General features: G+C 71.4%; 24 protein-coding genes and 3 pseudogenes. 12 read left to right on the forward strand and 15 right to left on the reverse strand.

Features of this window, described 5'->3' with window-relative positions; all coding sequences use genetic code 11:
• The first annotated feature begins 29 nt into the window (after positions 1 to 29).
• Both HUV60_RS32360 and HUV60_RS32365 read left to right on the forward strand, forming a co-directional pair.
• Positions 30 to 461 carry a hypothetical protein gene (locus HUV60_RS32360; protein ID WP_443047478.1) on the forward strand — a complete coding sequence of 144 codons (432 nt, stop codon included), beginning with the start codon at positions 30 to 32 and terminating at the stop codon, positions 459 to 461.
• A gap of 790 nt (positions 462 to 1,251) precedes the next feature.
• Positions 1,252 to 1,830 carry a tellurite resistance TerB family protein gene (locus tag HUV60_RS32365; protein ID WP_257853619.1) on the forward strand — a complete coding sequence of 193 codons (579 nt, stop codon included), beginning with the start codon at positions 1,252 to 1,254 and terminating at the stop codon, positions 1,828 to 1,830.
• A gap of 92 nt (positions 1,831 to 1,922) precedes the next feature.
• Here the strand turns inward: HUV60_RS32365 and HUV60_RS32370 are convergent, their stop codons facing one another.
• The 3 genes from HUV60_RS32370 to HUV60_RS32380 form a co-directional block, all read right to left on the reverse strand.
• Positions 1,923 to 2,138 carry a hypothetical protein gene (locus HUV60_RS32370; RefSeq protein ID WP_257853621.1) on the reverse strand — a complete coding sequence of 72 codons (216 nt, stop codon included), beginning with the start codon at positions 2,136 to 2,138 and terminating at the stop codon, positions 1,923 to 1,925.
• Positions 2,105 to 2,926: a condensation domain-containing protein gene (locus tag HUV60_RS32375; protein WP_257853622.1), complete on the reverse strand. Its 822-nt coding sequence runs from the start codon at positions 2,924 to 2,926 to the stop codon at positions 2,105 to 2,107. The genes HUV60_RS32370 and HUV60_RS32375 overlap by 34 nt, the downstream gene beginning before the upstream one ends.
• A gap of 117 nt (positions 2,927 to 3,043) precedes the next feature.
• Entirely contained in the window at positions 3,044 to 3,187 is a 144-nt protein-coding gene (locus HUV60_RS32380) for a hypothetical protein (RefSeq protein ID WP_257853624.1), read from the reverse strand.
• A gap of 125 nt (positions 3,188 to 3,312) precedes the next feature.
• Here HUV60_RS32380 and HUV60_RS32385 point away from each other — a divergent pair, with 125 nt between their 5' ends.
• On the forward strand, positions 3,313 to 4,611 hold the full coding sequence (locus tag HUV60_RS32385; RefSeq protein ID WP_269441097.1) for an ISAs1 family transposase: 1,299 nt from the start codon (positions 3,313 to 3,315) through the stop codon (positions 4,609 to 4,611).
• Here HUV60_RS32385 and HUV60_RS32390 read toward each other — a convergent pair.
• From HUV60_RS32390 to HUV60_RS34170, 5 genes and pseudogenes are all read right to left on the reverse strand, one after another.
• A complete protein-coding gene (locus tag HUV60_RS32390; RefSeq protein ID WP_257853625.1) occupies positions 4,599 to 6,173 on the reverse strand; it encodes an IS4 family transposase in 1,575 nt (524 codons plus the stop codon). The two genes, HUV60_RS32385 and HUV60_RS32390, sit on opposite strands and share 13 nt — an antisense overlap.
• Before the next feature lie 66 nt (positions 6,174 to 6,239).
• Complete coding sequence (locus HUV60_RS32395; protein ID WP_257853627.1) at positions 6,240 to 6,845, reverse strand: phosphopantetheine-binding protein; 606 nt, start codon at positions 6,843 to 6,845, stop codon at positions 6,240 to 6,242.
• 98 nt (positions 6,846 to 6,943) lie between these two features.
• Positions 6,944 to 7,201 (reverse strand): hypothetical protein, encoded by a 258-nt coding sequence (locus HUV60_RS32400; protein WP_257853628.1) that lies wholly within the window; start codon positions 7,199 to 7,201, stop codon positions 6,944 to 6,946.
• Between the two features lie 68 nt (positions 7,202 to 7,269).
• Complete coding sequence (locus tag HUV60_RS34165; protein ID WP_443047565.1) at positions 7,270 to 7,665, reverse strand: acyl carrier protein; 396 nt, start codon at positions 7,663 to 7,665, stop codon at positions 7,270 to 7,272.
• 42 nt (positions 7,666 to 7,707) lie between these two features.
• Positions 7,708 to 8,261 (reverse strand): annotated as a pseudogene (locus HUV60_RS34170) (AMP-binding protein); the annotation flags it as partial.
• Positions 8,262 to 8,483: 222 nt separating this feature from the next.
• On the opposite strand from HUV60_RS34170, the pseudogene HUV60_RS32410 reads away from it, so the two are divergent.
• Positions 8,484 to 9,933 (forward strand): annotated as a pseudogene (locus tag HUV60_RS32410) (WGR domain-containing protein).
• Positions 9,934 to 10,144: 211 nt separating this feature from the next.
• Positions 10,145 to 10,867, forward strand: a complete 723-nt coding sequence (locus HUV60_RS32415) for an FAD binding domain-containing protein (protein WP_257853631.1) — start codon at positions 10,145 to 10,147, stop codon at positions 10,865 to 10,867.
• 77 nt (positions 10,868 to 10,944) lie between these two features.
• On the opposite strand, the gene HUV60_RS32420 is transcribed toward HUV60_RS32415, so the two are convergent.
• Entirely contained in the window at positions 10,945 to 11,403 is a 459-nt protein-coding gene (locus HUV60_RS32420) for a pyridoxamine 5'-phosphate oxidase family protein (RefSeq protein WP_331462034.1), read from the reverse strand.
• Positions 11,404 to 11,706: 303 nt separating this feature from the next.
• Complete coding sequence (locus tag HUV60_RS32425; protein WP_257853634.1) at positions 11,707 to 13,185, reverse strand: glutamate-cysteine ligase family protein; 1,479 nt, start codon at positions 13,183 to 13,185, stop codon at positions 11,707 to 11,709.
• A gap of 551 nt (positions 13,186 to 13,736) precedes the next feature.
• Here HUV60_RS32425 and HUV60_RS32430 point away from each other — a divergent pair.
• Positions 13,737 to 17,120 (forward strand): pyruvate carboxylase, encoded by a 3,384-nt coding sequence (locus HUV60_RS32430; RefSeq protein WP_257853635.1) that lies wholly within the window; start codon positions 13,737 to 13,739, stop codon positions 17,118 to 17,120.
• Between the two features lie 77 nt (positions 17,121 to 17,197).
• Here the strand turns inward: HUV60_RS32430 and HUV60_RS32435 are convergent.
• Positions 17,198 to 17,599: pseudogene (locus HUV60_RS32435) on the reverse strand (YceI family protein); the annotation flags it as partial.
• Between the two features lie 237 nt (positions 17,600 to 17,836).
• On the opposite strand from HUV60_RS32435, the gene HUV60_RS32440 reads away from it, so the two are divergent.
• Positions 17,837 to 18,070 (forward strand): dihydrofolate reductase family protein, encoded by a 234-nt coding sequence (locus tag HUV60_RS32440; RefSeq protein WP_269441263.1) that lies wholly within the window; start codon positions 17,837 to 17,839, stop codon positions 18,068 to 18,070.
• A 250-nt stretch (positions 18,071 to 18,320) separates the two neighbouring features.
• Here the strand turns inward: HUV60_RS32440 and HUV60_RS32445 are convergent, their stop codons facing one another.
• Positions 18,321 to 18,575: an ASCH domain-containing protein gene (locus HUV60_RS32445; protein WP_331462035.1), complete on the reverse strand. Its 255-nt coding sequence runs from the start codon at positions 18,573 to 18,575 to the stop codon at positions 18,321 to 18,323.
• Positions 18,559 to 18,720, reverse strand: a complete 162-nt coding sequence (locus HUV60_RS33715) for a hypothetical protein (RefSeq protein ID WP_331462036.1) — start codon at positions 18,718 to 18,720, stop codon at positions 18,559 to 18,561. The genes HUV60_RS32445 and HUV60_RS33715 overlap by 17 nt, the downstream gene beginning before the upstream one ends.
• A 145-nt stretch (positions 18,721 to 18,865) precedes the next feature.
• On the opposite strand from HUV60_RS33715, the gene HUV60_RS32450 reads away from it, so the two are divergent.
• The 3 genes from HUV60_RS32450 to HUV60_RS32460 all read left to right on the forward strand — a co-directional run bounded on the left by HUV60_RS32450 (position 18,866) and on the right by HUV60_RS32460 (position 20,922).
• Positions 18,866 to 20,062 (forward strand): 4-hydroxybenzoate 3-monooxygenase, encoded by a 1,197-nt coding sequence (locus HUV60_RS32450; RefSeq protein WP_257853636.1) that lies wholly within the window; start codon positions 18,866 to 18,868, stop codon positions 20,060 to 20,062.
• 2 nt (positions 20,063 to 20,064) lie between these two features.
• Positions 20,065 to 20,409 carry a hypothetical protein gene (locus HUV60_RS32455; RefSeq protein ID WP_257853638.1) on the forward strand — a complete coding sequence of 115 codons (345 nt, stop codon included), beginning with the start codon at positions 20,065 to 20,067 and terminating at the stop codon, positions 20,407 to 20,409.
• A gap of 390 nt (positions 20,410 to 20,799) precedes the next feature.
• Entirely contained in the window at positions 20,800 to 20,922 is a 123-nt protein-coding gene (locus HUV60_RS32460; RefSeq protein ID WP_257853640.1) for a hypothetical protein, read from the forward strand.
• A 139-nt stretch (positions 20,923 to 21,061) separates the two neighbouring features.
• Here HUV60_RS32460 and HUV60_RS32465 read toward each other — a convergent pair whose 3' ends face one another.
• Together HUV60_RS32465 and HUV60_RS32470 are read right to left on the reverse strand one after the other, a co-directional pair.
• Positions 21,062 to 21,385 (reverse strand): hypothetical protein, encoded by a 324-nt coding sequence (locus HUV60_RS32465; RefSeq protein WP_257853641.1) that lies wholly within the window; start codon positions 21,383 to 21,385, stop codon positions 21,062 to 21,064.
• Between the two features lie 164 nt (positions 21,386 to 21,549).
• Entirely contained in the window at positions 21,550 to 22,149 is a 600-nt protein-coding gene (locus tag HUV60_RS32470; RefSeq protein ID WP_257853642.1) for a TetR/AcrR family transcriptional regulator, read from the reverse strand.
• Positions 22,150 to 23,022: 873 nt separating this feature from the next.
• On the opposite strand from HUV60_RS32470, the gene HUV60_RS32475 reads away from it, so the two are divergent.
• Positions 23,023 to 23,751, forward strand: coding sequence for an AraC family transcriptional regulator (locus HUV60_RS32475; protein WP_257853780.1), 729 nt, complete (start codon positions 23,023 to 23,025; stop codon positions 23,749 to 23,751).
• A gap of 315 nt (positions 23,752 to 24,066) precedes the next feature.
• Positions 24,067 to 25,383 carry an MFS transporter gene (locus tag HUV60_RS32480; protein WP_257853643.1) on the forward strand — a complete coding sequence of 439 codons (1,317 nt, stop codon included), beginning with the start codon at positions 24,067 to 24,069 and terminating at the stop codon, positions 25,381 to 25,383.
• Positions 25,384 to 25,398: the final 15 nt, after the last annotated feature.

A 25,398-nucleotide genomic window follows, 5' to 3' on the forward strand; every position in this document is an offset into this window, starting at 1 on the left:
CGAGACCCGGCTCCGGAAAGGCCCCAGCGATGCTCTTCACCGTCAACCAGACCCAGGACCGTTCGCGCGCCGGGCGGATGACCGCCGGGCTCCGGGCGGCCCCCGCGCCGTCGTTCACCCCGGCCGACGTCGACGTGCTGCGCATCATCTCCGACCCGCGCACCCCCACCTTCGTCACGGTGTACGCGAACGGCCGCCGCAGGTACAGCTACTGGCGGCCGCTCGACTCGACCACGGGCCAGGGCGGCTGCTACGTCGCCCTGCCCACCACCGACTGCGACGCGCTGCACGCGGCCGGGAAGATCGAGCTCGGGGATCCGGTCGTGGACCCGAACCGGACGACGTACCGGGTCAGCGCCTCCTCCACCCGGGTCGGTCCGCCCTCCCGGGCCCTGGCCGCGCAGATCCGCCAGGTGCAGGAGCGCCCCCGCCTGGTCCGGACCGCCGCCCGCGTCGCCTGAACGGCCGCGGGGCGCACTCCGCGGCCTGTGAGGAAGCGGGAGACGCGGCGCGGGGGAGGCGTGTACTACGTCCTGGCGGCGCTCGCCGACTGGCGGGTCCTCTCCCGGTGGATCGTGCCGTTCAGGCTGCTGAGGGGCGCGGTGTTCACGGTCGCCGTGATCAATGGGCGGGCGCCCGAGACGTTCGTCGGGTGTCGCCGTGCGGGGAGGGCCCCGGAGTGGCCACGACCGGTGCGGTGCTCCGGTGCGAACGGCGCGTCGGCATGCCGTGGGAGCGTCGGTGACCCCGCTGCGACCGGACCGGTGGTGAACAGTGGCGACGGGACGCAGACCGAGGCCGCGCGCCGCGTTCCTGGCTGCCACCGGCGACCGGGACCGTGATGCCGCGCCCTGCCCGTCTCCCCGGCCGTATCCCTGATCGGTGTCCTTCACCACGATCGCCGGCGGCTGAGCCGTCCGGGTGAAGTGCCGTCGCTGCGTGCCGGCCACACCGTGGGCAGCCACCGCCTCGCCCGGGGCGACTGCATGGTCCGCGACGACGACAACGCGCCCGACACCGCCGGCCTCTGCACCACGGGGCCGGGGCCGCCCTGGTCCGTGAACTCTGCCGTGTGCCCCGCGTGATCCGTGCACGGGGCGTGATTTGCAGGATGGCAAAGCGACGATAATTTTTTCCTTTTTGCCCTCGGGGAACATGGCCGCGATGGCGTCCGTTGACCAGGCGAACCGCACCCTCCGGGCCTGACGACCGGTACCGGAGAAGACAGCAGCAGAAGCCGAGGTGGCACCAGTGGCGATGTGGGACCGGGTCAAGGACCAGGCCAAGGCGCTCCAGCAGTCCCAGAGCGCGAGGTCGGGAGGAGGGCAGCACGGGAATCCCGGACCGGGACGGGCCGGCGGCCATTCCCGAGGCTCGTCCTCCGGGGGCTCCAGGGCCCAGCTGATGGGGCTGCTGAAGTCCCAGCTCGCGTCGGCGAAGACAGAACTCAAGAGCGGCGCCTACCGGGACGCGAGCATGGCGATGTGCGCGCTGGTCGCGGCCGCCGACGGGCACGTCGAGCCGGCGGAGCGGCAGCGCGTGGAGGAGCTGATCGTCTCCAATGAGGTCCTGCAGAACTTCCCGCCGGACCAGCTCCGCAAGCGGTTCAACGAGCACGTGGACCAGCTCGTGGCCAACTTCGAACTGGGTAAGGCGAGGGCCCTGCAGGATATCGCGAAGGCGTCGAAGAAGCCGGTCGAGGCACGCGCGGTCATCCAGACCGGCCTGGTCATCGCCGGTGCCGACGGCGGCTTCGAGGCGAGCGAGCAGTACGCCATCCGTGAGGCCTGCGCGGCCCTGGGCCTCTCGCCCACGGAGTTCGGAGTCTGAGAACCCCCCCGGGCCTCTCGGACCCTCGCACCGTTCCTGCCGCGGGCCCCGGAGAGGGCAAGCGGCAGGAGCGGCGGTGAGAGCGACCTCCTTCAGTTCCTGGCGGTCACCCCATCGATGAAAGCGGCATCGAGGGTATGGCCGAGCAGGTGCAGCGGGGCGGCCGACACCCCGGCCCGTTCCACCGCGTCCCAGTAGGCCAGAGTCACCCCGACGTCCACCAGGCCGTGCACCAGCGAGGAGAAGCCGAGGAAGGTGAAGAAGAACTGGGAGGTCAGGGGAAGTCCGTCGGCACGCCGTGGGACCACGTCCTCGTGGGCGCGTGCCTCCTCCGCCTCGGCGGCTGTGCGACGCAGGGCGCACTCGAAGTCCCATCCGCTGGTGGTGTGAGAGGCGTTGTCCTCGGCCGGACCGGCCGGACCGGCCGGACCGGCCGGACCGGCCGGACGGGAACGGCCGAGGCGAACGGGCCGAAGATCCGGTGTGCGCCGGGCAGCGCGTTGTCCCGGCCGCTCACCGCCAGCCCCACGATCAGGTCGGACTGGCGGGTCAGTGCCACGAGTTCCTGGTGGTAGGCGGTCATCAGGGGCGCGTACAGGGTGGTCCGCGCGTGGGACGCGGGCATACGCAACGCCTCCGTCAGGGAAGCGCCGAGCGTGAACTCCGAGGAGTGGAAAAGGACATCGCGCCGGGCGGCCCCGGCACGGGTGGTCGCGCCGCTGCCACCGGCCACCGCCGTGGTGCGCAGCACCGGCGGCCGGTACGGGGCGCACACCCGGGTCCGGCGTTCCGCCGCCGGCCCGGAGCCACCGGTTCCGTGGCCGGTCTCCGCCGACCACCGGACATGGTCACGGAAATCACTGCGCAGCAGCGGGAGACCAGGTGTGGTGCTGTCGCCGCCGTCTGCCAACCGGTCGTACACCTCGGTCAGTTCCTGCATGAGCAATGCCGCGCTGTACCCGTCGCCGATGACGTGATGGGCGTGCACCAGCAGGGTGTGCTCTTCTGGAGCGAGGCTGAGCACCTGAAGGCGCACCAGCGGCCAGGCCCAGGTCTCGAGGCGCCGTTCCGCCTCGGCCGCGGCTTGTTCGTCCACCTCGGCAGGGGACGTGACCGTCTCGAAGACGACCGGCAGACGCAGGGACGGCGGCAGTTCCTGCTGGACGGAGGGACGGGCTCCGGCGGGGAAGACGCAAGGCCGAGAAGTTAGCGGTCAGCTGGCCGGCGTGTAGGTCGCGGGGCGGGTCTTGGTGATCAGTCCCTGCTGGGACCATTGGGATATTTGTACGCAGAAGCTGTTCATGTTGGTGATGCCGAGCAGGCGGGCGATGTCGCGGGCGTGCCAGGGGCGGTCCACGGCCCCGGCGTAGTTCTCCCTTGAGTTGTTCTGCCCCGGTTTGATGTGGCTGGTTGCAGGACGAGCGCGACTTCTGATGATCTTTCAGGTCTCTACGCCAAAAGATCGTCACAGGAGTCGCGCTCGTGCCCGTATCTTCGCCGATCCCCCCTGCCGTTGGCCAACTCGCCGACCTCGCCCTGTGGGAGGCCGAGCTCGCCACCGGCCCTGCGGCAGTGGAGTCCAAGCTGGTCAGCAGGTTGCGGCAGGTCCCGGACCTGCGCGCGAAGCGTGGCCGACGCCACGCCCTCGCGGTGATCCTGACACTGACCGCGTGCGCGACGCTGGTGATCGGCGGCGACTCGATCGCCGCGATCTGGCAGTGGGCGACCCGTGCCCCGCAAGCGAAACTGGCCCGCATCGGCGCCCGGTACGACCCGCTGGCCGGCCGCTACCTCGTGCCGAGCGAGCGCACCTTCCGGCGAGTGCTCGCCCATCTGGACGCCGACGCCCTGGACGCCGTGACCTGCGAATACACCACAGACCTCGCGCGCGGCACCGTCCCCGCGCCCGAGATCCCCGCCACCCCGGGACCGGTGGAACGCGAACAGCGCCGCGCCGCTCAACGCTCAGCCGAGCACCCGGTGCCGGACGGGCTGCTGCCGACCGCCGCCCTGGACGGCAAGGCCCTGGCCGGCGCCCGCACCGAGAGCGGACGGGTCTTCCTGGTCGGCGCGATCGACCACACCAGCGGCGCGGTCCTGGGCCAGAGGCAGGTCCCCGACAAGCGCGGCGAGGGCGAGGCCGCACGGGCCCTGCTCACCCGACTCGACCTGCCCGGAAGGGTGTTCACCCTGGACGCGCTGCACACCACGAAGAAGACCGCCCGCCTGATCACAGGCCCTCTCCACAGCCACTACGTCCTGATCCTCAAGGGCAACCAGCCCCTCGCCCACGCCGCCGCCCAGGCGCTGCTGACCGGCGCGGACGCCGACTTCACCGAGACCACCGCGATCGACGACGACCGCGGCCACGGCCGCACCGAACGCCGCACCCTGCGCACCGCACCCGCCGACGACACCCTGTTCCCCGGCGCATCCCAGGTCTTCCGCCTCCGCCGCGACACCGGCAACCTCGACGACGAATGGACCAGCAAGGAGATCGTCTTCGGCGTCACCAGCCTGCCGCCCGACCTCGCCGGCCCCGCTCACCTCAACCACTACGAGAGAACCCACTGGACTGTGGAAAACAAGATCCACTGGGTGCGGGACGTCACCTTCCGAGAAGACAACTCCCAGGTCAGGACCGGTACAGCACCCCGAGCCCTGGCCGGCTTCCGCAACCTGGCGATCAGCACCATCCGCCTCGCCGGACGCGCCAACATCGCCCACGCCCGCCGCGACCTCCTCCGCCACGAAGACGCCTTCGCCGTCTACGGCATCTGACCAACCACCACGGGACCGGACATCACACAACTACGCCGGGGCCGTGAGGGGCGGTCGGGGCTGCTGTTCATGATGGCGAGGGCGAGCTGGAAGCGTCCGCCTGGGTCTTCGGCGGCCTGGCTGGTATCGGCGGGTGTCGGGTCGGGTTTGCAGGTCTCTGCCGGAGTCGGGTGGTTGGCGTTGTCCGGTGCTGTCCCGGCGGTGGCGTCGCTGCGGTCGTGCAACGTGATCTCGACGCTTTCGACCGGGGTGCTCGTGGTGGGGCGGGCCTGGCCGTGCCAGGAGTGGTAGCGCGAGATCGGCGACTTCACCTTCCGCGCGCTGATGCGGTGCCTGCGCGGGGGGAGGAGGTTGTCCGTGACCGCGGTGATGATTGCCTCGGGGGTGCCGGTGACGCCCTCGGCCAGGGTGATCTGGGCGCGGGCCGCGGTCAGGGCGTGGGTGAAGCTCGTGCGGTCGGGATCGGCCCCCGCCGAGACGGCGGCCTCGGTCATCGCCGTCCGCAGCACCTGGTAGGCGGTCAGTGCGGCCCACAGTTCCTGCTCGATGCCGAAGCGGTCGCGTGAGCGCAGGACCCGGCCCTTCATCAGGGTGGCGCGCAAAGCGAAATAGGCGGATTCGATTTCCCAGCGTTCCGTGTAAAGCCTGACCAGGCGTATCGCGGGGTCGGCGGCGGGGTCCAGGAGCGTGGTGGCCAGGCGGTAGCGGCCGCCGGCGGTGGTGCCGTCGGCCAGGCGCACGAGGAGGTCGGCCTCGATGATGCGGACGGTCAGGGTTCCCAGGCGGGCGAGGTAGGAGCCGTCGGCGAGCGGGCGGACCAGGGGTGGGCGGCGGGTGGACTTCAAGCGGGCAACGAACTGTGCGCCGGTGCCCGCGACGCCGGCCAGGAAGGCGTTGGAGTCGAAGCCCCGGTCCACCAGCACCAGGTGGGAGGTGTTCAGTAGCGGGAGGAGCCGGGTGGCGTAGGTGGTCTCGCCTGTGCTGGTGGGGCCGAAGCAGGCTCCGAGCAGGCCCCGGGTGCCGGTCTCCACGAGGGTCATCAGCATCACGGTCGGGTAGCCGGCCCAGGCGAGCCGGTAGCGGACCTTCCCGAGCCAGCCGCGGGCGCGTTCGCTGTCCGGCGCCTTGATCGAGGAGCAGCCGTCGAAGGCCACGGTGCGCCAGTGCCGGTAGGACACCCCGGGCGTCGTGGGTGGGGCCAGTGGCACGGCAAGTGTCTCGAACAGGGTCTTGAACGGGGCAGGGGTGAGGCGTCGGCGCAGGTGCCGCAGCGCGGTGCCGGAGACCTTCGGCGCCAACGGGCCTGTCGAAGCGGCCAGTTGCTGCCAGACCCCGATGCAGGACAACTCGGGGAAGAGGGCCAGGGCCAGGACGTAGTACACCCCGACGCGGGAGGGCAGCAGCCGCAGCCGTCGCTCGCCTCGTCCGGTCTCGTCGAGGATCGCGTCGACCAGTTCGAAGGGAATGAACTGTGTCAACCCGCCCAGATGGCCCGGGGCGAAGACCCCGGCGGCCACCGTGATGGTGCGCGTGATGCTGGTGATGGCAGAATGGAGACGCAACGAGACCCCGGATCAGTGGACATTTCTTCGCAGAAACCATGATCCAGCAGGGGTCTCGCTGTGCGTTCACCCACCCCGACGCCGCCTCGACACCCCGTCTGATCGGCTAACTTCTCGGCCTTGGGGGAAGACGGTGCGGAGCATGCCGTGCCGCTCCACCAGCATGTCGACCGCCGCCTGGAAGACGTCGGGATCCAGCGGTCCGGACAGCCGAATCCGGGCCAGCCAGGTCCCGGCACCCGGCGCGAGGGCCTCCGCGGGCAGGAACCCGCGCCGGCCGGACGTGACGGGGAACGGAGATGTCCGGTCGTCGCCGGCCGGAAGGGACCGCACGGCCGGGGACGTGGAGACGGAAGCCGAGGCTGCGGTGGCGGAGTGCGCTTCCGCCGCGGCGGCATCGATGGCCGTGGACAGCGTCGCAAGAGTGCGGTGACGGTAGATCACCGTCGGCCGGGGCAGCGGCAACCCGTGGTCCGTGAGCCGGGCGAACACCCGCAGGACGAGCAGCGAGTCACCACCCAGGTCGAAGAAGTCGTCCTCCCGGCAAAGCGATTCCACTTCCACCTGGAGCAGGTCCGACCAGACGGCCGCAACGCGTCGTTCGGTCGCAGTGGCCGGGGAGGACGTCTCCACGGCGTGCCGCCCGGCGGAGCCGGAGGGCGGAAGACTCACCACGTACCGTGCGAAGTCCGTTGCAGGGAACGCCTGTTGCGGGCGCCGTCCGTGGTACGGATCGGTGTACGTGCTCCACAGCTTCTCGGCGAGGATGTTCAGGCTGTGTAGCCGTCCGCCGCCGCGTGGTGCGTCACCAGCACCAGACGGGCGAGAGCCGGAGCCTGGCGGAGCAGCACGGCCCGGACCGGAGGCAGAGCCGCCAGGTCGAACGGCCGGTTGCAGAGGGCCGTCTCGGTGCCGGCCACCTCGTCGGCGGCGCAGTCGCGCACCGCGCACCAGTCCCGCAGCGGCACCGGAGACACCACGCGCTGCGCGGGGAGTCCGTCCGGGGCTTCCACCCGCAGCCGGAGCATGCCGTGCCGTTCGGCCAGCGCCGACAGCGCCCGGCCCGGCAGCCCGGTGTCGAGCGGGCCCCGGACGGTCAGTCGCAGGTGCCCCCGCGCCGGGACGTCCGGATGCAGTCTGCTGCTGGCGTACAGCGCCAGTTGTACGGGGGGCAGGGCGAAGGCCCGTCCGTCCTCACGGCCGGCCCCCGTCCGTCCTCGGGCTCATGACCCGGCACGTCTTCGAGTCTGCTCCCCGCACCCGCTCCCAGGTCCAGGAGGGCGGAGAGTTCACGCACCGTCCGGTGTTCGAAGAAGAGCGTGGTGGGCAGCTGCCGTACCAGCTCCCGCTCCAGTCGCTTGACGAGGCCGACGGCGCCCAACGAGTCCAGTCCGAGCCGCAGGAACGGCGTGTCGTCGTCGACGCCCGATGCCGGGATGCCGAGTGACCGGGCCAGCAGTTCCCGCAGGACGACAGTGGTGCCGGACGGCACCGTGGGCCGGTGGTGGTGCCGGTCGGCGTCAGGGGGCTCCGTGAGGGCGGAGGCCTCCGTCAGCTGCCGCAGGTTCGCCAGCACGGCCGCGTGGGTCAGCTCCACGCCCTTGGGCGCCCCGGTGCTGCCGGACGAGAACTGCAGGAAGGCCAGTCCGTCCGGATCCGGCGCGGCGGGGGAGTCCAGGGCCGGGCCCTCCCGCAGTACCTCCGTCCGCAGGACCCGGGCACTTGTCCGGGAGTTCGGCGGCCACCGGCGCACAGGCCGCGTCCACCACGACCGGGGGACGGCCGAGGTGCTCCCACACCGGCAGGACCCGCCGTACGTCCGGCGCCAGCGGCACGGGCACCAGACCGGCCGCGAGCGCGCCCCAGAACATGGGCTGGAAGTCGGCGCTGTTCTGCGAACACCGGCACGCAGGTGCCCGGCGCGACGCCCGCGGCACGCAGGCCGCCCGCGACGCGCAGCGACTCGGCCGCGAGCTCCCGGAAGGTGACGGCCCTCTCACCACTGTCGCCCCGGACATGGACGATCAGTCGGCCGGGGGACTGGCGGGCGGCGTCCAGCAGGACGTCCGGAAGGGGCGCGGTGTTCATGGGTCCGTTCGTCGTTCGTGGTGTGCCCGGAACCGGGGACGTGCGGCGGCGCAGAGGCAAGCGGTACAGCAGAGGCAAGCGATACATGGGACTCGCCGGAACCGGGACAGGTTGCTTCCGCGTATTGATCGCCGGTGGACCCATTGTCAGTGGCCTCGCCTACGGTTCGATCAGTGGGACCTGCCGGAACGGCCGGGGGCCCGCGCCGGGGAGGGTTCTGTCATGTCTGGCGGGTCGGTGTCGACGACGTATCTGGAGCTGTCGCAGGATGACGGCGCCGCGCACAAGTTCTACGAGGTGACCGTCGACGGCCTGGTGGTGACCGTTCGTTACGGACGGATCGGTGCCCCGGGGCAGACCCAGATCACCACCTTCCCCTCGGCGGACAAGGCGCGGGCCGCCGCCGCGAAGAAGGTCGGGGAGAAGGTCCGCAAGGGTTACGCCCCCGCCGTTCCCGGGCAGCGCGCGCCGCGTGCGGTGACCCGGCGTCAGGTGGCGTCCGCTCCCTCCACCGCGCGCGCCGTGGCTCCCGTGCTGTGGCGGTTCGGCACCGGCTCCGCGGCGTTCGGCATCCATGTCGACGATGAGCACTGCTGGGTCGGGAACCAGGCGGGTGACGTCTACACCCTGGGCCACGACGGTCAGGTGCTGGCCCGCTTCAATCTGCCGGACGGCGTGAAGTGCCTGGTGGCCGACGACTTCTGGATCTACGCGGGCTGTGACGACGGCAAGGTCTACGACCTGTCCTCCAAGCTGCCTTTCGCGGCGTACGACATCGCCGCGGACGTCGACATCTTCTGGCTGGACATCCACGAGGGTGTGCTGAACGTCTCGGACCGCGGCGGCAAGCTCACCGTCATCGACCACGAGGACGAGCACCAGTGGTCCCGACACAGCCAGGGCGACCACGCCTGGATGGTGCGCGCCGACGACCGGGCCGTCTACCACGGTCATCACAGTGGCGTCACCGCCTACGCGCCCGACGGCGGCCGCGAGTTGTGGCACACGCGCACCCGCGGCGGTGTGCTGTTCGGCTGGCAGGAGGACGACACCGTGTACGCGGGCACGGCGCACCGCGTGGTGCAGCGGCTGTCGAAGGCGAGCGGGAGCATCGAGGCCACCTACGCCTGCGACAGTGCCGTGTACTCGTGCGCCACCTCGCCCGGCGGCCGGTTCGTGTTCGCCGGTGACGCGGCGTCGTCCGTCTACTGCTTCGACCAGGACGGCACCCGGCTGTGGAAGCTCGGCACGGGGGGGCGGCTCGGCCCTGTCGATGCAGTACCGCAACGAGCGGCTGTACCTGGTCACCACCGACGGTTCGCTGGTCTGTGTCGACGCGAGCGAGGCGGCCGTCTCCGCCGCCCAGCAGGGCACGGTGCCGGTCGCGCGGGACGTCAAGCTCGCCGAGGCACTGCCGACCTACGCGCCGGCCACGACAGCGAGCGCGGTGACCGCGGTGGCCCAGGCCCCGACCGGGGCGATCGTCGTCCAATGTGTTCAGGACTCCGGCCGTCTGCGCGTGCACGTGGTGTCCGAGGGGTACGACTCGTCGTGGAACGTGCAGTTCCCGCGCGCGATACGAGAGCCCGGAGCCCGCTATGTCGTGGACGCCCTGCACCCGGCGGCCGGTGGCTTCTACCGGGTCCGCGGTGACATCCGACGGCTGCTCTGACGTGCCGGGGCCCCTTGCGGGCGGGAGAGGGGGCCCCGGAGAAGTTCCCGAGGGCCGGACAGCGGCCCCCGGGGCGTACGACAGGGCTCACACGGGATTCGTATGAGCCCTGTACGCGCCCCCTCGCCCGTGCGGAGAATGCAGTGTTCATGATCATTCAGTGGAATGGCCGGTTCCGTCGGCCGAAGCCCAGGAAGGCAGGTCGACCGTCGTGCACTTGCGTCTGCCCACATCCCTGACCGAAGCACAGAACTGCATGGCCGAGGGAGCGGTGCCCATCGGCGGAGCCACCCTCGTGTGGGCGCTCTGGCAGCGGGACGGCTTCCCCGAGCAGGCGATGTCCCTGCGCAGTCTGCCGGAGGCCAACGTGCTCGAGAGCGAGGCGCTGGGCGCTGCCGTTCTGCTGCACCGCATCGACGGCCGGGTACCGGAGGTCCTGCGCGGCGCGGCCTCCACCGTGGGCACCGGAGCGGTGCGCCGCACGGCGACGGTCGGCGGCAACATCGTGGGCAGCACCCTGCGATGTCTGCTGCCGGCGGCGCTCGTCCTGGACACACGCGCCACGGTGCTGGACCGGGACGGAGCCTTCGAGACCGATCTGGCCGAGGTGGTGGCCAAACGCCACCTGCTCCTCAGCCTGCGCTGGCGCACCCCGATAACCAGCGGGTATCACAAGGCACCCGCCGAAGCGGGCGGATCGCCGCCCCTCGTCGTCGCCACCGCCGTGCACGCGGAGGAGGACGGACGACGCAGGGTCCGCGTCGCGGTCCGTGACGGCTACGAGGTGATCGGCGGGAGCACGGACTGCGTGGCCGGTACGGACGAGACGCTGCGGGCCCTGAACACCTCGGACCTCGGTTCGCTCCCCCCGGAGACCGGCGACGTGATGCGCAGGGAGGTGTCCGGGGTCCTCGGCCGGGCCGCCGACGGCTGACCGGTACGACTGCCGTTCGTGCGGGCCGGCCGCCGCGACGGCCCTGACCGGCGAAGGCGTCACCGCCCGGGTACGGCTCAGCCGGCCGCCAGGGCGTGCCAGGTCGTGGGGTCCCGGACCCCGGACCGGCGCAGCGACTGCGGACAGTGCAGGCAGACCTCGTCGGCCTCCAGGAGTACGGCGAGCGCCGGGCGGCGGCCGTCGACGGTCATGTCGTCGAAGAACGGCGCGTTCGTCAGGAGGCGGGCATGTCCGTTGATGCGCAGCACTTCCCTGCCGCCGGGGACGAGGTGGAGGAGACCGGCCTGCGGGTTCTCGAGAGTGTTGCGGAAGCTGTCGCCCCGGCGGTTGCCCGGCCGGCCGGGCAGGGCGATGGTGCGCGGGCCGAGGACAGGGGCGGAACCGGGCCGCCCGCCGCGCGGCGACACGTCACGGGTGCCCCGGCGGCCGGACGTGGCCGGCAGACAGAAGGACGAGCGGGCCAGTATGCCGAGGTCGTCCTCGGCCAGTCCGGGGCGCGCCTTGTCGATGACCACGGGGTGCGGCTCCCCGGGCAGGTCCCGCGGCTCTGCCGACGACGTCAGCTCCACACATCCCCCGGCGAGAGCCCCCGGGCGCCGTGAACCGCCGCGTTTGTTGTCCCGGGCATGCCGACTCCCTTGTAGCGCGTGCGTGCATGCTGGCGTAGCGGACATCAGCCCCCAGGGGGTTACACCCCGTCCGACCAGGTCCGCCGGCCGCGGGAGGGGGTATCGGAACCGAACCGCCGTAACGGCGCCGGGCGGGGCCGGCGAACGGGAGGGGACAGGACCGGCAGCTGCTCCGGAAATCCGCCCGCGTCAGTCGACGGGCCAGGTGTGCACCGGGGCGTTGAGATGCATGTAGTCGATGTACTGCTGCGTCATCCGGCGCAGGGCCTCATGGCGGCCGCAGCGGGCCGTGGCGTCGATGTGGTGGAACATCTCCTTCTGCCACACCGCCCCGTTGCGCCCGGTGACACAGCGCTGCTCGATGATGCCGAGCAGCGGCTCCCGCCAGGCCTCGTCCATCCCCGACAGTTCCAGCCCGCGGTGCGCCAGGGGCAGCAGACGCCGCAGCACCAGCTCGGGCACCGGCACCTCGCCCATTCCGGGCCAGTACAGCCGGGCCTCGACGCCGTGCCGCGCCGCCGTGTGCAGGTTCTCCTCGGCTGCAGAGAAGGACATGCGGGACCACACCGGTCGTTCCTCCTCCACCAGGGCGCGGGTGAGCCCGTAGTAGAAGGCGCCGTTGGCCAGGGTGTCGGCGACGGTGGGGCCGGCCGGCAGCACCCGGTTCTCCACCCGGACATGCGGCTTGTCGTGCGCGATGGCGTAGACCGGGCGGTTCCAGCGGTAGATGGTGCCGTTGTGCAAGGTCAGTTCGCCCAGTTCGGGAATGTCGCCCCGGTCCAGCGTCTCGGCGGGATTCTCTTCGTCGCACAGCGGGAGCAGCGCCGGGAAGTACCGCAGGTTCTCCTCGAAAAGGTCGAAGACACTGTTGATCCACCGCTCCCCGAACCACACCCGGGGCCGTACCCCCTGCATCTTGATCTCCTGCGGGCGGGTGTCGGTGGCCTGTTCGAACAACGGGACGCGTGTCTCATGCCACAGTTCCTTGCCGAACAGGAACGGTGAGTTGGCGGCCAGGGCGATCTGGACCCCGGCGATCGACTGCGCCGCGTTCCAGTAGTCGGCGAACTGCTCCGGGAACAACTGGAGATGGAACTGGGTGCTGGTGCAGGCGGCCTCGGGAGTGATCGTGTCCGCGTAGGTACGCAGCCGGTCGACGCCGTCGACCTCGATGTGCAGGTCCTCCCCCCGGGCCGCGAAGATCTGGTCGTTGAGCAGCCGGTAGCGCGGGTTCTCCGACAGCGCCGACTCACCCACGTCCTCCTGCCGCAGCGTCGGCAGGATCCCGGTCATGATCAGATGCGTGCCGACCGACTTCGCGCGGTCCTCGGCATGGTTCAGCGCGGCACGGATCTCCGACTCCCACGAGTCGGGGCCGCCTGCCGTCAGCCGACGCGGCGGAACGTTGACCTCGAGGTTGAACCGGCCCAGTTCCGTGGACCATGCGGGGTCCGCGATCACTTCGAGCGCGTCGCTGTTGCGCATCGCGGGCTCCCCCCGGTCGTCGACCAGGTTCAGCTCGATCTCCAGCCCGACCTGGGGCCGCTCGGCCTCGAAGCGCGCATCCCGCAGCATCTGCGCGAACGTGTCGAGGCACTCCTGCATCTTGATCCGGTACCGGCGGCGGTCCTCACGGGTGAATACCAGCGCCGGGACATCACGTCCCATCGGATTCCCTCCCGGCCTCCCGTCCGCGGACACCTCTCCACCCCAGCGTCGCACCACCGGCCGACTCCGACCACGCGGGACGGGATCCACCGCGTGCCGCCGGTACCCCGTACCTGTACGGGGTACCGGCGGCCGGCGACGACGCCACCTGCCAGGCACGGCGCGGGTCCAGACAACTCGACCTCACACCCGCCGGGTAACGGCTCCTGAGCCACCTGCCGGCCAACGCCGAACGCGTGCCGTCGAAGGAGCAGATCAGCCGGCACGTGTGGGGCGAGTACCGGGCCGATCCGGCCATCGAGAAGCTCGTCTCCCGCCTGAGAGCCAAGGTCGACCAGGAACACCCCGCACGGATGGATCCGTACCCGCCGGGGCCTCGGCTACTGGCCCGGCCGCCCCGTCCGTCAGGACGCCACCCCCGCATGATGACGTGTCCATGGCGCCGAAGCGGATTCCCTGCCCGGCGCGGGACGAGTGGCCCGGCTCACATGGCGTACCGGGCCTGCCACCGACACGATGGTCTTCGTCACCGGCAGACCGAAGGGATCAACATGTTCCGCAAGGTGCTGGTAGCCAACCGTGGTGAGATCGCGATTCGGGCGTTCCGCGCGGGCTACGAGCTGGGTGCCCGAACGGTCGCGGTCTTCCCGCACGAGGACCGCAACTCGCTCCACCGGCTCAAGGCGGACGAGGCGTACCAGATCGGCCAGGTCGGGCATCCGGTGCGCGCCTATCTCTCGGTCGAGGAGATCGTCGGCGCGGCACGCCGGGCGGGCGCCGACGCCGTCTACCCGGGCTACGGATTCCTGTCCGAGAATCCCGAGCTGGCCCTGGCGTGCGAGGGGGCGGGCATCACCTTCGTCGGACCGAGTGCCCGCATCCTGGAGCTGACCGGGAACAAGGCGCGTGCCGTCGCCGCGGCCCGCGCGGCGGACGTGCCGGTGCTGGGCTCCTCGGAACCCTCCACCGACGTGGAGGAGCTGGTCCGCGCCGCCGACGGCATCGGCTTCCCGGTGTTCGTCAAGGCGGTGGCCGGCGGCGGCGGGCGCGGGATGCGGCGGGTCGAGGCCCCCGCCCAGCTGAGGGAGTCCATCGAGGCGGCCTCGCGGGAGGCCGCGTCCGCGTTCGGTGACCCCACGGTCTTCCTGGAGCGGGCCGTCGTCGATCCACGCCACATCGAGGTGCAGATACTCGCCGACGGCCAGGGCAACGTCATCCACCTGTTCGAGCGCGACTGCTCGGTACAGCGCCGCCACCAGAAGGTGATCGAACTCGCGCCCGCGCCGAACCTCGACCCCGGGCTGCGGGACCGCATCTGCGCCGACGCCGTGCGTTTCGCCCGCCAGATCGGCTACCGCAACGCCGGAACCGTGGAATTCCTTGTCGACCGCGACGGGAACCACGTCTTCATCGAGATGAACCCGCGCATCCAGGTCGAGCACACGGTGACCGAGGAGGTCACCGACGTCGACCTCGTTCAGGCGCAGCTGCGCATCGCCGCCGGTGAGACACTCGCCGATCTCGGACTCGCCCAGGAGAGCATCACCCTGCGCGGCGCCGCGCTGCAGTGCCGCATCACCACCGAGGACCCGGCGAACGGCTTCCGCCCCGACACCGGCCGGATCAGCGCCTACCGCTCGCCCGGCGGCTCCGGCATCCGCCTGGACGGCGGCACCACCCACGCCGGTACGGAGATCAGCGCGCACTTCGACTCCATGCTGGTCAAACTGACCTGCCGGGGCCGGGACTTCGCCACCGCCGTGGGCCGGGCCCGGCGCGCCGTGGCCGAGTTCCGCATCCGCGGCGTCTCCACCAACATCCCCTTCCTCCAGGCCGTGCTCGACGACCCGGCGTTCCGGGACGGACAGGTCACCACATCGTTCATCGAGCAGCGCCCCCACCTGCTCACCGCGCGCCACTCCGCCGACCGCGGCACGAAGCTGCTGACCTACCTCGCCGACGTCACGGTGAACAAGCCGCACGGCGAGCGCCCTGCCCTGGTCGACCCGACGACCAAGCTGTCCCACCTGTCCCAGCGGGCCCCCGCCGAACCACCCGCCGGATCCCGGCAGCGCCTCGCCGAACTCGGCCCCGAGGGATTCGCGAGCCGGCTGCGCGCGTCACCCACCATCGGGGTCACCGACACCACCTTCCGCGACGCCCACCAGTCGCTGCTCGCCACCCGGGTCCGCACCAAGGACCTGCTCGCCGTCGCTCCCGTGGTGGCGCGCACCCTGCCCGAGCTGCTCTCCCTGGAGTGCTGGGGCGGCGCCACCTACGACGTCGCCCTGCGCTTCCTCGCCGAGGATCCGTGGGAACGCCTGGCAGCCCTGCGGGAAGCCGTCCCCAATATCTGCCTGCAGATGCTGCTGAGGGGCCGCAACACCGTGGGCTACACGCCGTACCCGACCGAGGTGACCCACGCCTTCGTCGAGGAGGCGGCGGCCACCGGCATCGACATCTTCCGCATCTTCGACGCGCTGAACGACGTCGACCAGATGCGGCCCGCCATCGACGCCGTACGGGAGACCGGGACGGCCGTCGCAGAGGTCGCCCTGTGCTACACCTCCGACCTGTCCGACCCGTCCGAGCGGCTCTACACCCTTGACTACTACCTGCGCCTGGCCGAGCAGATCGTGGACGCCGGTGCGCACGTCCTGGCCGTCAAGGACATGGCCGGCCTGCTGAGGGCGCCCGCGGCGGCGACCCTGGTGTCCGCCCTGCGCCGGGAGTTCGACCTGCCGGTCCACCTGCACACCCACGACACCTCCGGCGGTCAGCTCGCCACCTACCTCGCCGCGATCCAGGCAGGAGCGGACGCGGTCGACGGAGCGGTGGCGTCCATGGCGGGTACCACCTCGCAGCCCAGCCTGTCGGCGATCGTCGCGGCGACCGACCACTCCGAGCGCCCCACCGGCCTCGACCTCCAGGCCGTCGGAGACCTGGAGCCGTACTGGGAGAGCGTCCGCAAGGTCTACGCACCCTTCGAAGCGGGCCTCGCCTCTCCCACCGGCCGCGTCTACCACCACGAGATCCCCGGCGGGCAGCTCTCCAACCTGCGCACCCAGGCCATCGCCCTCGGCCTCGGCGACCGCTTCGAGGACATCGAGGCGATGTACGCCGCCGCCGACCGGATCCTCGGCCGACTCGTCAAGGTCACCCCGTCCTCGAAGGTGGTCGGCGACCTGGCCCTGCACCTGGTGGGCGCCGGGGTGGCCCCCGACGACTTCGAGCAGGACCCCGGCCGGTTCGACATCCCCGACTCCGTCATCGGCTTCCTGCGCGGCGAGCTCGGCACCCCGCCCGGCGGCTGGCCCGAACCGTTCCGGACCAAGGCGCTGCGCGGCCGCGCCGAGGCCAAGCCCGTGCAGGAACTGACCGCCGACGACCGCGCCGGGCTGGCGAAGGACCGCCGAACCACGCTCAACCGCCTGCTGTTCCCCGGCCCGGCCCGCGCGTTCGAGACGCACCGGCAGACCTTCGGCGACACCGGCGTCCTGGACAGCAAGGCCTTCTTCTACGGGCTGTGCCCCGACAAGGAGTACACCGTCGACCTCGACCCCGGGGTGCGGCTGCTCATCGAACTCCAGGCCGTGGGCGACGCCGACGAGCGCGGCATGCGCACCGTGATGTCCACCCTGAACGGCCAGATGCGGCCGATCCAGGTCCGTGACCGGGCCGCCGCCTCCGACGTCCCGGTTACCGAGAAAGCCGACCGGAACGACCCCGGCCATGTCGCGGCGCCGTTCGCCGGGGTGGTGACCCTCGCGGTCGCCGAGGGCGACGAGGTGGCGGCCGGTGCCACGGTGGCCACCATCGAGGCGATGAAGATGGAGGCCGCGATCACCGCCCCGAAGTCCGGCACGGTGACCCGGCTGGCCATCAACCGCATCCAGCAGGTGGAAGGCGGCGACCTCCTCGTGGAACTCGCCTGAGCCGACCACTGCCGGCCGCCCGCCGTCCCGTCCCTGTTCCCCGTCGGCGGCAAGCGCCCGGCGTGACGGCGACGTCTCTACTGGGGCGGTGCCGGTGTGTCGTGGGTCCGGTACATGGCCTGTACGCCGAGCTCCAGCTGGACGGTGGGTTCCACCACGGCGATGCCGCGGGCGAGCATCGAGCGCCAGTCGAGGGTGAAGTCCCCGCGGTGCAGTTCGGCCTTCGTGAGAGCGGCGCAGCGCAGTTCCTGCTCGTAGCCGCCGTTCACGGTGCCGAGGTACTCGGTATCGAGGCCCGCGGAGCCGCTGGTGCCGTGCATGGCGAGGGTGCCGTGCACGGGCCACTTGGAGCCGCCGCGATAGGCGAACCGGGTACTGGCGAAGTCGACGTACGGGTAGTGCTCGACGTCGAGGAAGTCCGCGGACCGCAGACGGTTGCCCGGGGCGGCTGGTTCGTACCGTACCTGGACGCGGCTTTCGAACGGCTGGCCGCCACCTGGCTCGGTCAGGCGGACGCCCTGCTGCTGGGCCGCCACACGTACGTGAGCTTCGCACGGGACTGGCCGAAGACGACCGAACCGCCCTTCGGCTCCTCATGAACGGCCTGTCGAAGTACGTGGCCTCCCACACCCTGACCGAGGCCGGGTGGAGCCCGAGCACGATCCTCTCCGGCGACGTCCCCGCCCAGGCCGCCGACCTGAAGCGGCGGCCCGGCCGTGAACTGCAGTTCCACGGCAGCGCCCGTCCTCCTGGCCGCCGGTCTGATCGACGAACTGCGCCTCGTGATCGCCCCGGTGGTCGTCGGCACCGGCCGCCGTCTCTTCCCGGCGGGCGCCACCCCGGCCGGTCTGCGCCTCGTCCACCACGGGACGACACCGCGCGGCCTGGCCGTCCACACCTACGAAACGACGGGACAACCCGGGTACGGGACGTACGGCGCCGACGCATAGGGGGCGCGAGTCGGCAGTCCTGCGGGGCTGCTCGGCCCGTACGGCTACGGCAGAGAAGTCCTCGCTGCCGGGTGCCGGACCCGTTGGGGGCGTCGGCCGGGCAGGGCGGAAACGACTTCGTGTGCTCCTTGCCTGCCGACGGGCGGCACACCGTTCCCGGGTCTTCCGTACGGTGCGACCGGCCGGCCCCGGCCGGTCGCACCGTACGGAGGAACGGAGGTGTCCTCGGGGAGAGGGAATGCCAGGTGCGTCAGCCGGCCCGCACCACACGGAAGGTGAGGCATACGAGGGGGGTGCCGTCCTCGACCGGGGTGCCCTCGCGCTGCCAGAAGCGACGGTGGCCGGCCCGCCAGTCCTCCAGGGAGGCGTCGCCCTCACCCTCGGCGGCAGCGTGTCCCCACGTGACCTTCGCGAAGGACGTCGTTTCCACGTCGGTGATCTCGATCGTGGCGACAGCACGGCCGTCGTTGTCCAGGAGGGCCAGCCGCTCACCGGGGAACTCCACCCCTTTCGGTCTCCCTGACATAGTCGGCCAGCAGGTCGGTCGTGGCGGTCTTCCGTCCGGCCAGAACGAGAGAGTTCAGCTCGTCACGCAACCTGTCGGGGGTGCCGAGTTCCAGTGCGCGCATACCGCCGACTCGTGGCCACATGTGCCTCATCGCCTCACTCGATCAGCCCTGGGAAACGCGGATTGTCCTCGGTCGGCCATTATGGGCCGAACGCGCGGTCGATCCGTTTCCGCTGGACGGAAACGGTCCCTGGCCGGGTGGCCCGGACGGACGCAGAATGGCGGCCATGTCATCCTCGCGCGTCCGCAGCCGTACGCAGATCGGCATCGTCGGTGCCGGCCCCGCCGGGCTCATGCTCTCCCACCTGCTCGCCCGTGCCGGGATCGACTCCGTCACGGTCGACCTGCGCAGCCGTCGCGAGATCGCGGGGACCCATCGCGCCGGGATCCTCGAGCAGGACTCCGTCGACCTGCTGACCGGCACCGGCGTCGGTGACCGGGTGCACCGCGACGGCTATCGCCACGACGGGATGGAACTGGCCTTCGGCGGGGGCGCCCACCGGATCGACTTCCAGGGTCTGGTCGGCGCCTCGACCCAGCTCTACCCGCAGACGGACGTCTTCATCGACCTCGCCGACGCCCGTGAGCGCGACGGAGGCGACGTCCGGTTCGGCGTCACCGACGTGTCGGTCGACAGCCTCACCTCCAGTACCCCGGCCATGCGGTTCACCGACGCCTGCGGTACCGCCCACGAGATACGCGCCGACTTCCTGGTGGGTGCCGACGGGTCGCGCAGCCTGTGCCGCCGCGAGGTGCCGGGGGACCGGCGCACGCAGTACTTCCGCGAGTATCCGTTCACCTGGTTCGGCATCCTGGCCGAGGCGCCGCCCAGCGCTCCGGAACTGATCTACAACCACTCGCCGCGCGGCTTCGCGCTGATCAGCCGGCGCACCGAGACCCTTCAGCGGATGTACTTCCAGTGCGACCCCGCAGAAGATGCCGCCACCTGGTCCGACGACCGGATATGGGAGGAACTCCAGTCCCGTGTAGGGGCCAACGGGCATACGCTCGAGGAGGGGCCGATCACCTCCAGGACCGTGCTCCCGTTCCGCAGCTTCGTCCAGGAGCCGATGCACCACGGGCGGCTCGTGCTCGCCGGTGACGCCGCGCACACGGTGCCGCCGACCGGCGCCAAAGGCCTCAACCTGGCTCTCGCCGATGTACGGGTCCTGGCCGAGGAACTCGAGCGAGCCGTCGCGAGTGGCGACACCGCCCCACTGGAGAGCTACAGCGAGCGCGCGCTCGGCCGGGTCTGGAAGGCCCAGCACTTCTCGTACTGGATGACCACCATGCTGCACACCTTGCCGGAGGCCACCCCGTTCGACATACGGCGCCAGGAGGGCGAACTGGCGGCGGTGACCGGCTCGACCGCGGGCTCGACCTACCTCGCCGAGGCCTACACCGGCTGGCCGCAAGGGCGATGACCATGGCACTGTCCCGCCAGGAACCGAGCGTCGCCCGGCCCGGCCGGGGCGTCACCGGCTTCCTCCCCGATCAGGCGGGTGTACCCGGCATCGCAGGCTTCCGGCCGAGGGCGACGCCGGGTGGCGGCTGGCCGTCGACCACCTCCACATGCGCCCGACCCGGCTACGACGACATGTTCGTGGACGAGGTCCGCTTGGTCGTCGACGGGCACGGCACACACAAGGACGTGTACTCGCCGGAGGGCACGTTGGCCCGCGACGCCGGTCGGCTGTGCCCGTGCCGCGCGGGTGGGCCGGCGGGAAGCCGGGGTGGATACCGGCCCCAGGCCGCACAAGGAGTGAGGTGAAGGGGCGGATGGGGCAACAGGCTTTCCGCACAAGCTAGTTGACAACTGTTCGGTGCAGTCACAGGGGTGCTGATCAACGCTGGAACGCGGTGGAATGGAGGTACCGGGGAGGAAGGGGGCGCCTCGTGGAGCAGGCCTGTGGAGGAAACGAGCGCCGGTGCCCGGCACTCCGGCCCGCCGGACGAGCCGTGACATGCCCCGTCCCGTCCCGGATGACGACCACCTCCTGGGGGACCCGATGGCCTTTCCGCCACCGCCACCCGACCGGACGACGGCCCGTCCGCGCCGTCGAAGCCGACCGAACCGCCCGCGCCCTCGCACAGCGCACAGGCCCCACAGGATCCGCCCGCCCACGGTCCGCCGTGGCAGGGGCCGTCGTTCCAGGGCCCGGTGCGGCACGATCCACTGGCGGTCGCCCTCGGCAACGCGTCGCTCCTCGGCCCGGGCTATCTGCTGATGTGCCGCCCGGGACCGTTCTGGACCGCCGCGGTGATCACCTTCACGCTGGTCTGAACGGCGGTCGCGACCGCCGAGACCCGGAGCGAGGTACTGCTGCTGCTGTGGTGGACGGCGGTCGTGGCGCACGGGTGGCTGCTCGCCCGGCGTCGGCAGGGCGACCCGCGGACGGCACAGCGCCTGGTCGCTTTCGGCCTCACCGCCGCGGTGCTGCCCAGTCGGCCGCGGCGACCCGGGCGGGCTCCGCCAGCGGCAGAACCACCATGCTCATCCGGGCCACCGGCGATCCCTCCCCCTCACGGTGCCAGTAGAGGCCCGCACACACGGGGCACCGGGTCGGTCCGGAGGGCAGGTGGTCGTGCTGCCAACTGCCGAGCTCAGCCGTCCCGAACCAGGTGACCCGTTCCGCCAGAGCCAACTCCCCGGCGGAATCGAACCATTGCGGTCTCCGCATGCCGCAGCGATCGTGGATGTGGTCCGACCACCGTGACAGCAGTGCCTCCATGGCGTCGGTGTGCACGGCAGTGTCGTGTCCGGCCGCATCGTTGACCGATGTCGTGGCGCAGAGAATGGCAGAAGGGGCCGACAACGCCCCCGCCCGCAGCGCCGTCCGGCTCGCCGGCCAGTTCCTCGTGGGCCGGTCCGGCAGGCAGACGCAGCAGTGAAAGAGGCCACCCGCAGGCCTCAGCGCGGCTGACGCAGTCCGGTGAGGAGGAGGCCGACCAGCCGGCGTGCGTCATAGCGGGGATCGCTGTCCGCGCCGATGCAGAGGTTCCCGACGCCGCGCATGAGGGCATAGGCTTCCACATCGGTGCGGATCTCCCCGGACGCGGCCGCGGCGGCGAGGAGTTCGGCGCACACGGGCACGAGCCGGTCGAGGAAGTAGGAGTGCAGTGTCTCGAAGCCGGTGTTGTCGGACTGCAGGACACCGGCGAGTCCGTGCTTGGTGACCAGGAAGTCGACGAAGAGACTGATCCACTCCCGCAGCGCCGCGTACGGCGTCGCACTGCTCTCCAGCAGGGTCGGACCGGCCTCGGCGCAGGCCTCGACCTGGTGCCGGTAGACAGCGATGATGAGATCCGCCCGGGCCGGGAAGTGGCGGTAGATCGTGCCCACCCCGACACCGGCCTCGGCCGCGATGTCGCGCACCGGCGCGTCCACGCCCGACGTGACGAAGACGGTGGCCGCCGCGTCGAGCAGGGTCTTCTCGTTGCGCCGGGCGTCCGTCCGCTTGGGCCGGCCCGCGCGTACCGTGTTCCTGCCGCTGCCGTCGGTCTCGTGCACCGCGCCGCTCCCTCCACTGCCGGACCTGCCGCACGGGGCATGGGTCGTCGCCCTTGTTCCGGAGCGGAGTTCCGTTTGTTCCATGATGTCAGAACACGGTACCGGCGGCGACAGTCGGTCGGCGGATCCGAGGCCATGAGGGCCCGGAACGACCGTCCGGTCGACGTGACGGGTCGGTCGAATATGGCGCTTCAGGTGCCGCCGTTCACCGCCGGGCTGCACCCGGGCGCATTCGAGCCTTCGCCCTCTTCCGATGCCGGATTTCCCGGACACCGTCGGCAAGGGCAATCCGGGCGGCGCCCAGTACGGCGAGGACCGAGGAGAAGTCGCGCTGCCCTCCCTGTCACCGTGAGGTGCTCGACCGTATGAGCGCCCAGGCGATGTCCAGGGCCCCTTCACGCACCCGTCAGGACCATCGACCCGCCCCCGTGGTGCCGGTTCCTGACGGACGGCCGGCTGTGCGCGAAGTCTGGACAGCCGGCGAACGACGTGTTGTCACTCCGCCGCACAGTGAGTTTCCGACGTTGAAAGGATTCTGGTCGTCACGGCGTCGTGCCGGCGGGCGGACACGGGTGCCGTCACCATGAGCCGGACGCCGGACCGATGGTCTCGATTTTGCAACGTTATGCATCCGTGTCCGGGGCACTGGCAAGGCTACGAGCAGGGACGGGTGACGGGCGCCCGTACGCTGAGGAGACGCCGCCGCCGCGCCGTCCCGTCCACCGGTGCCCGGTCCTTCGCTGCCGGGCCCGCGGGCGTCCGGGCCCGGCAGGCCGACACGCCGGTACGCGGGCCGGCGGGAACGGCACGCCGGGGGGCGTGTGCGCGCCGGAGGTGCGCCTGCTGCCGGTGGTCCCCGCCTGCGCCTCGGTGATGCCGTTCCGGATGAAGGCGTACGACGAGGTCGTCGAGCGCGACACCGACTGGAGGAAGCACTCCCACCCGTTCCACGAGCTGCTGTGGAACGGGTCCGGCGCTTCGGCGACCGTCGTCGGCTCGAGGGTGTGGACGATCACCCCGTCGCTCGGACTGTGGATGCCCGCGGGCACGCTGCACTCGGGATCGGCGACCGCCGACACCTGGTTCCGGGCCACCTTCTTCGGTTTTCACACCACGCCCTCCCTCTCCGACACGCCGATGGTCGTCGAGATCACCCCGTTGCTGCGGCTGCTGCCGGAACGGCTGGGCGAGTCCGGCCTCTCCGTCATGTCGCGGGAGGTCACCGAAGCCATGGTGCTCGACGTGCTGAGGCCCTCTCCTCACGAGTTGCTGGTGCACCGGCCCGCCTCGGCCCTGCTGCGTCCGATAGCCGACGCGGTGACCGCCGCGCCGGGCGACCGGAGGACCCTCGCCGACCGGGCGGCGGAACTCGGCGTGAGCACGCGCACGATCAGCCGGGCGTTCGTCGCGGAGACCGGCACCAGCTTCGTACGCCGGGTCGCCTCGGTCTGCGCCCAGCACGCGATCGCCCTCCTGACACGGGGCCGGGAAGTGGAAGCGGTCGCCCTCGGGGTGAGGTACGGGTACGGGTCGGCGAGTGCCTTCGGTGCGGCCTTCCGGCGGACGACGGGACTCAACGCGGGAGCCCTCCGCGCTTCCTGAACCGCACCCCGAATGTCCTCCGCGCCCGCATCGCTGCGGCATCCGTCTTCCGATCGCTGTGTCAGGTCTCCCGAACGATCGATTGCGACCCCCGGGGCCGTTCGCCTACTGTGCTCAACGTAAAGGCAAGGCTTACCTAAATCTTTGCTTCTGGTGCGGTGCACACATTCCACGACGGCATCCCGTGCTCCGGGCGTGGGTGGACCGGCGTCTTCCCCATACGGAACCGTGGAGTTCGACCATGCGCTCAGCCCGCCTGCGACTGCTCGTCGCGGCCGCCGTGTCCTCCTGCGTGCCGGCGGCACGGAGCGGGATGTGACCTCCGGACTCTCCGCCGTCCTGCCCGACCTCTCTCCCTGGCGGTCCTCCCGCGACTTCCGGCTCCTGTGGGTGCAGGGGCTGGTCACGACCTTCGGCAGCTTCATGGCCCTGGTCGCCCTGCCGCTGCAGATCAAGGAGCTGACCGGATCACCCCTCGCCGTGGGCGCCATGGGCGCGGTCGAACTGGTGCCCCTGGTGGTCTTCGGGCTGTACGGCGGCGCACTCGCCGACGCCGCGGACCGGCGCAGGGTCATCCTGCTCACCGAGGCCGGACTGGGCGTGCTCGCGCTCGTCCTCCTGGTCAACGCGACGCTGCCGGAACCGATGCTGTGGCCGCTGTACGTGGTCGCGGCCGGGGTGGCGGCCCTGGTGGGGCTCCAACGGCCCGCGCTGGACTCGCTGATGGCCCGGATCGTGCCGCACGACCAGCTCCCGGCGGCGGCCGCCCTGAACGCGCTGCGCTGGCAGATCGGCGCCATCGCCGGACCTGCCCTGGCCGGCCTGGTCGTGACGTACGCGGGCAACGCTCCGGCCTACGCGACGACGGCGGCCGGCTTCGCCGTCTCGATCCTGCTGTGCCTGCGGCTCGCGCCCATGCCGGCGGCCGAGAACGCAGGGAAGCCGTCGCTGCGGGGCATCGCCGAGGGAGCACGGTACGCCTGGTCACGGCCGGTACTCCTTGGCACGTACGCGGTGGACATGGCGGCGATGTTCTTCGCCTTCCCGAACACGATCTTCCCGTTCCTCGCCGACGAACTGGACGCCGACTGGTCGCTGGGGCTGATGTACGCGGCGGGTTCCGTCGGCTCGGTGGCGGTGAGTCTGACCAGCGGCTGGGTCTCCCGGGTACGGCGGCACGGACTCCTGGTGGTGTGCGGCGCGACCGGCTGGGGCCTGGCCATCGCGGCGGCAGGCTGGTTGCCGGACCTCTGGCTGGTGCTGGTCTGTCTGGCACTGGCCGGGGCCGGCGACATGCTGAGCGGGCTGGGCCGCTCGACCATCTGGAACCAGACCATCCCCGATGAACTGCGCGGCCGGCTCGCGGGCATCGAGGTGCTGTCGTACAGCGTCGGCCCGCAGCTCGGACAGGTCAGGGCGGGCGCGATGGCCGGCTGGACCGGCACCCGTCCCGCCTTCTGGACCGGAGGCCTTGCCTGCGTGGCCTCGGTGGGCCTGCTGGCGGTCGCGCTGCCGAGACTGCTCACCTACGACGCGATGACGGACGAGGACGCCCTCCGCCGCCGCGCCGCCCACACCGCCGCGCCCGGCGGACCGGACCCGGCCGGAGCGGCCGGGAAGCCGGACCTGTGACGGCCGTGCCGGGCG

The organism is Streptomyces sp. KMM 9044 (assembly GCF_024701375.2).
GTDB lineage: Bacteria > Actinomycetota > Actinomycetes > Streptomycetales > Streptomycetaceae > Streptomyces.

Coding starts and splice junctions, on each gene's coding strand:
- HUV60_RS32475 (WP_257853780.1), top strand. CDS start 23,023: ATGCCGTTCCGGATGAAGGCGTACGACGAGGTCGTCGAGCGCGACACC.
- HUV60_RS32455 (WP_257853638.1), top strand. CDS start 20,065: ATGGCACTGTCCCGCCAGGAACCGAGCGTCGCCCGGCCCGGCCGGGGC.
- HUV60_RS33715 (WP_331462036.1), bottom strand. CDS start 18,720: ATGTGGCCACGAGTCGGCGGTATGCGCGCACTGGAACTCGGCACCCCC.
- HUV60_RS32430 (WP_257853635.1), top strand. CDS start 13,737: ATGTTCCGCAAGGTGCTGGTAGCCAACCGTGGTGAGATCGCGATTCGG.
- HUV60_RS32450 (WP_257853636.1), top strand. CDS start 18,866: ATGTCATCCTCGCGCGTCCGCAGCCGTACGCAGATCGGCATCGTCGGT.
- HUV60_RS32360 (WP_443047478.1), top strand. CDS start 30: ATGCTCTTCACCGTCAACCAGACCCAGGACCGTTCGCGCGCCGGGCGG.
- HUV60_RS32425 (WP_257853634.1), bottom strand. CDS start 13,185: ATGGGACGTGATGTCCCGGCGCTGGTATTCACCCGTGAGGACCGCCGC.
- HUV60_RS32400 (WP_257853628.1), bottom strand. CDS start 7,201: ATGCTCCGGCTGCGGGTGGAAGCCCCGGACGGACTCCCCGCGCAGCGC.